Source organism: Streptomyces sp. NPDC005820 (assembly GCF_040630255.1).
Lineage (GTDB): Bacteria > Actinomycetota > Actinomycetes > Streptomycetales > Streptomycetaceae > Streptomyces.
This window is the reverse complement of record NZ_JBEXXE010000112.1, coordinates 1-5,085: the sequence shown is the minus strand read 5'-3', so window position 1 is coordinate 5,085 and position 5,085 is coordinate 1. Positions and strand designations below refer to the sequence as shown.

General features: G+C 66.8%; 6 protein-coding genes. 4 read left to right on the top strand and 2 right to left on the bottom strand.

What is annotated here, in order from left to right:
- Positions 1-165 precede the first annotated feature (165 nt).
- The 3 genes from ABZ464_RS51865 to ABZ464_RS51855 all read left to right on the top strand — a co-directional run bounded on the left by ABZ464_RS51865 (position 166) and on the right by ABZ464_RS51855 (position 1,551).
- Entirely contained in the window at positions 166-324 is a 159-nt protein-coding gene (locus ABZ464_RS51865) for a hypothetical protein (protein WP_359290001.1), read from the top strand.
- A 135-nt stretch (positions 325-459) separates the two neighbouring features.
- Entirely contained in the window at positions 460-1,032 is a 573-nt protein-coding gene (locus tag ABZ464_RS51860; RefSeq protein ID WP_359289999.1) for a dihydrofolate reductase family protein, read from the top strand.
- Positions 1,033-1,167: 135 nt separating this feature from the next.
- Positions 1,168-1,551: a hypothetical protein gene (locus ABZ464_RS51855; RefSeq protein WP_359289997.1), complete on the top strand. Its 384-nt coding sequence runs from the start codon at positions 1,168-1,170 to the stop codon at positions 1,549-1,551.
- 106 nt (positions 1,552-1,657) lie between these two features.
- Here ABZ464_RS51855 and ABZ464_RS51850 read toward each other — a convergent pair whose 3' ends face one another.
- Positions 1,658-2,641, bottom strand: coding sequence for an asparaginase (locus ABZ464_RS51850; RefSeq protein WP_359289994.1), 984 nt, complete (start codon positions 2,639-2,641; stop codon positions 1,658-1,660).
- Between the two features lie 662 nt (positions 2,642-3,303).
- Here ABZ464_RS51850 and ABZ464_RS51845 point away from each other — a divergent pair.
- Positions 3,304-3,660, top strand: coding sequence for a DUF4240 domain-containing protein (locus tag ABZ464_RS51845; RefSeq protein ID WP_359289992.1), 357 nt, complete (start codon positions 3,304-3,306; stop codon positions 3,658-3,660).
- Between the two features lie 157 nt (positions 3,661-3,817).
- Here ABZ464_RS51845 and istA read toward each other — a convergent pair whose 3' ends face one another.
- Entirely contained in the window at positions 3,818-4,909 is a 1,092-nt protein-coding gene (gene istA / locus ABZ464_RS51840; RefSeq protein ID WP_359289990.1) for an IS21 family transposase, read from the bottom strand.
- Positions 4,910-5,085 lie beyond the last annotated feature (176 nt).

Genomic DNA, 5,085 nt, shown 5'->3' with positions numbered 1-5,085 from the left:
CTGACCCGCCGCACCGGCCGCGTCCTCCTGGCCGGTGACTACCTCGGCACCCTCTACACCGAAACCGCCATCCAGACCGGCCTGTCCGCCGCCCAGGAAGCCCAGAGCCTCCTCGCCACCCACCGGCACACCCCACCCCACCACTTCGCCCGCAGCGCCTGAGCGATGAGGGAGCCGTACGCGGACGGGGAGGGTGTGACGCGGCCGGCCATCGCGCAGATGCGGATGCACGACGCCAACGCGGCACGGGCCAACCTCAGGATGGCCGCGCTGATGGGCTCGTACCTCAGCTTCCGGGGCCCGGACAGAAGCCGGTCCCCGTAAAAGTTCCACGGGGACCGACGAATTTCTCTGTGAGCAGCAGTCAGAGAACATGTGGGTGCAGCGCGGCCGCCGAAGCGGACGGGGCGTCCACGACCGAAGCTGCTGGACACGGACACGAGAGACCGAGGAACCCAGATGCGTACGCTGATCAGCACCGCGTTCATCTCGCTCGACGGCGTCGTCGAGGCCCCGGGCGGCGAGTCCGGCTACCGTAACTCCGGCTGGACGTTCAAGGACGTCGAGTTCCTCCCCGAGGCGTTCGCCATCAAGGGCCGGGAGCAGAAGGAAGCCACCGCGATGCTGATGGGCCGGACCAGCTACGAGGCGTTCAGTCCGGTGTGGCCGGAGATGGAGGACTTCGCCGACTACAAGGTGATGCCGAAGTACGTCGTCTCCACCACCCTCACCGAGGACGACCTGGTGTCGAACTGGGGCGAGACCACGATCCTGCACTCGCTCGAAGACGTCGCCGCGCTCAAGGAGACGGAAGGCGGCCCGATCATCGTGCACGGCAGCGCCCGCCTGAACCAAGCCCTTTCGGATGCCGGCCTGATCGACCGTTATCACCTCCTCGTCTTCCCGCTCCTCCTCGGCTCAGGCAAGCGTCTCTTCAGCGCCACGGACAAGGACGCCCAGAAGCTGAAGCTCGTCGAGCACGAGGCCTATGCCAATGGCCTGCAGAAGAACGTCTTCGACGTGATCCGCTGATACGGGCTTCCGCCCTATCGGGTCCCATCCCCATCCCCATTCCCGTGTCCGCGGCGACACCGGGGCAAGTCCCTCGATGGCCGCGGTCGCGCTTCAGCCGGCCCGTGCGGTACTGGGCGCGGGCAGACTGTGCACATGCAGCTCCCCGCCGAAGCCGTAGCGACCGTTGTGTTGCTGGAAGTCGTAAGGATCTCCGAAGTCCCGACAAAGCGCGGCGCCCCGTATCCCGGCAGGGTGGGCGCCCACTGGATCGGGAGCGAGGCAGCCGACGCCCTGGCCTTGATCGAGGGCTTGCCCGGCAGCGAGCAGCATCGCTGCGGCTTCTCGCCGGGCTGGAGCGTTCGGGCGTACGCGGACACGCTCGACCTGGCGCTGTTCGAGGCGGCGTTCTGTTTTGGCTGCCATGAAGTCCGGATGCATGGAACCGCCGTGCCACCTGCATTGGCCACGCAATTCTTCGACGCGGGCGCCCCGCAGGCCCACGCCCTGCTGGCCCTGTTCCGCGAGGCAGCCCCGTAGCCGGTCGGCCCGGTCCTCAGACTCCACCAGGAGCTGCATGGAACCAGGTCGGGAAGGGCTCCCTGGATGTGTCAGCAGTGCGGCGGTTCCCACCCGCATCCTCAAGTCAGCCGTGGTCGGCGAAGGCTGCGATGACCGCCTCACGATCGGCACCGCCGGCCAGCAGGAGCCGAAGGAGGATCCGGGCTTTGTAAGGATCGAGGAGGCCGCCGTTGATGAGGCCGCGGCGTTGCAGGTCGGCCTCTGAGCCGATGGCGCCATAAGTGTGCCGCAGAACGGATCCACCGCCGGTGCGGGAGGTGAGCACGACGGGCATGCGTTCGGCCAGAGTTCCCAGAAGATCGGCGAGTTTGCCCGGGACGTGGCCGACACCGAAGCCGGCGATGATCAGCCCGTGACATTCCTCGGCGATGGCAGCGACGATCTCCGCGTCCTCGTCGAAGGTGACGGTGTGCAGCGCGACCCGCGTCTTGCCCAGGGCTTCAGGCCGCGGGTACGGGACGCGGTGGCGCGCGGGGGCCATGAGTACGCGGGCGCGGCCTTCGATGACGTGGCCGATCGGGCCGGCGTTGGGGGAGGCGAAGGTGGCGGTGCTCGTGCTGTGGGTCTTGCGCACCCAGCGGGCCGCGTGGATCTCGTCGTTGAAAACGACCAGTGCTCCCAGGCCGTGGCTCGCGGGAGACGCGGCGGTGCGGGCGGCGGCGAGCAGGTTCGCAGGACCGTCCGGTCCGGCGAGTGTCGGGTTGCGCATGGCTCCGGTCAACACGAACGGCTCGGTGTGTGGCCAGACCAGGTCGATGAGGAAGGCGGTCTCTTCCAGCGTGTCGGTCCCCTGGGTGACCACAACCCCGCAGGCCCCGGCCTTCACCGCCTGCGACGCGGAGTCCACCAGGGCCAGGATGTGAGCGAAGGTCAGATTCGCGCTGGGGACGGCCTCGATGTCGTGGATGTCCAGGGGCATTCCGAGTCGGGTGAGTCCGGGCACGGCCGCGGCGAGGTCGGCACCGTTCAACCGGACGACGGCTTCGGCGCCCTGGGTGTGGCCTGCCATCGATATCGTGCCGCCGAGCGTGAACAGTGCGACGCCCATAGCCTGTCCCCTCCACTCGCATGCCGGCAACGACTGCTGGCTGCCATCGACAGCCTATCGGGGAGGGAACTCTCCCTCCCGCCGGTGCGCGTCACCGTGCAGGACTCGCGTGCCCGTGGCCATCCGCGACGAGCCTCTCGACCTGCGCCGTCGATCACCGCGGGAGCACCGATGACTGACAACTACATCCGGGTGGTTGAGGGTCCGGGTGCCGACGGTGCGGCGGAGACCTGGTGATCGCCCCACCATCTGGCAGGCGCCTTGGTGCAGTCTGGCCCACTTCTACCGCGACTTCCTCGACTGGGTGGGCAGCCCGCCGATGTCGCCATGGCCTGGGGGCCTCGGCCCCGCACCCTGGACCAGCTCGCCACCAGTCGGCGCGCCCTCGCCGTGACCCTGTCGCAGGACACCCTGCGCAGGCTCGACGAGAACTGGCCTGGCTGTGTCACTCTCCGCGGATGTCATTTCGATGCGTGTTTTTTCAATGTTAATGAGAGTTGATGTCACGGGATGCTGAGGCGGGCCCGCCATTGTCAGCTATGACACAGCCTCATTACTGTGTGTGATCGGTCGCGGCTTGCGGGGAGGGAGTGGCGCGGTGTCGGTAGAACTACTTACTTGATATAAATGAGTGGTGGGGACTTGTCGACAGGGCCCGGGGTGTGGTCGGTGACCGCGCCGACGATCGCGAAATGCCAGATGATCCACTGCCTGAGGCGCTGGTCGATATCCTTGCCGCGCTGGAGCCGGCCGAGATCATTGACTTTTACGTCAAGTACGTCGAGGTAGAGGATTCGGCCCATCAGTATTCGTTGTGCATGGCTGCCTACTTGATTGAGGGCAGCTACACGAATGACGGCTTCATGGACTTCCGTGGCGGGCTGATCCTCCTCGGTTACCCGTATGAGCCGCGAGGAAGGGGGCTGGATTGGCTACGAGTCTGTGAGTTATTTGATCTCGGATGCATACCAAAGGATCCAAGGGGAGACCGACTCACTCGATACAGCAGTCGAGACTGAGCTAAGAGGCATGGCGCGTCCGGACAAGCCGCGGGGTGAGGAATGGAACTGGGACCCCGAAGATGAAGAGCAGATGAGGCGCCGCCTCCCACGGCTTGCAGCACTCTTCCTTAACTGAAATCAAGTATCAAGCTCCGTGCAGGGTACGGACTGAACATCAGTCAGCTGGCCTGCATTGGTGCGGTCTGGGCTTTGGTGTGGGCGAGGCATTAGGATTCGGTGCCGGTCCGGTCTGGATGATGGAACCGTTAAAGGTGAGCCGGTCGACGATAGCCGCACATAACCGTGTGTCTGTGAACGGTCGCGCCGGGGAAGGCGCCTGGCTTGCGCAGGAGTGCTGTCGTTGGCGTGGAGCAGCACCCGCAGCCGGCGGCCGATGAAGCGGACCGGTACCGAGTAGGAGTTGCAGCGCACCGTGACCTGACCGAAGCGGTTGACCCGCGGAGTGAACCACCGCCCCGTCGGCAGACGCCGGCCTTCGTCGTCCAGGTCCCACTGATCGACCATGGCATTCAGCTCGGTCAGCGAGGCGACCTCGGGGACCGGGACGGCAGTAGAAAGCATCCACGCCCCAGTGCGAGCCGAAGGCCGTCGAGCGGTCGTTCTCCACCCTCGCCCTGGACAGCCCCAGCACCCGCTCGACCGCGGCTCGCAGGTCGTCGTAGCGGATCCGGCCACGAGGTATGCCGCCCAGGGTTCGGAACGCGTGCACGTGCCCTTCGAAGAACGCCTCCTGGCCGCAAGAGGCGAACACCCGGTGCACTGCCTTGCCGGAATAGGACAGCCGCATCGAGAACAGATAGACCTTGGTCATCTTGCCCGCGAGCATGATGTGCACGTCGCCGAAGTCGACCTCGGCCTCCGCCCCCGGCAGATGGGTCTGCGGCACGAACATCGCGTCCGGGCCCACCCCCGCCTGCCGGCGGATCTCCTTGCGGCGGTCCTTCACATGGACGCGGACCATGGGATACGAGATGTCCTCAGCCGCATGGTCCCCGATCAGGCGGTCGTAGATGCGCTGGGCGGTGTGCCGCTGCTTGGGTGGAGCGTCAAGGTCCGCCCGCAGCATCCCGTCGATCAGCGGCTTGTAGGGATCGAGCCTCGACTCCTTGCGCCGCTGCTTCTTACGCGGCTGCGGCCACTGCCCGTCCAGGGCCCGCCGGACTGTCCTCCAGGTCACGTTGTGCGTGCGCTGAAGCGCCCTTAACGACATGCCCATCCGATGATCCCGGCGGATCGCCCAGTACAACTCGACATCGCAAACTCGGTCAGACAGTGACTCCCGCAGTCACGCACATAACCACTGGCCCGGCCCCGGCGGCGAGGCCCCCGGGACCTCGCCTGGTAGGAGTACCCCCAGCCGCCCGCCGCCCGCCGCCCGCCGCCCGCCGCCCGCCGCCCGCCGCCCGCCGCCGTCCGGCAGCC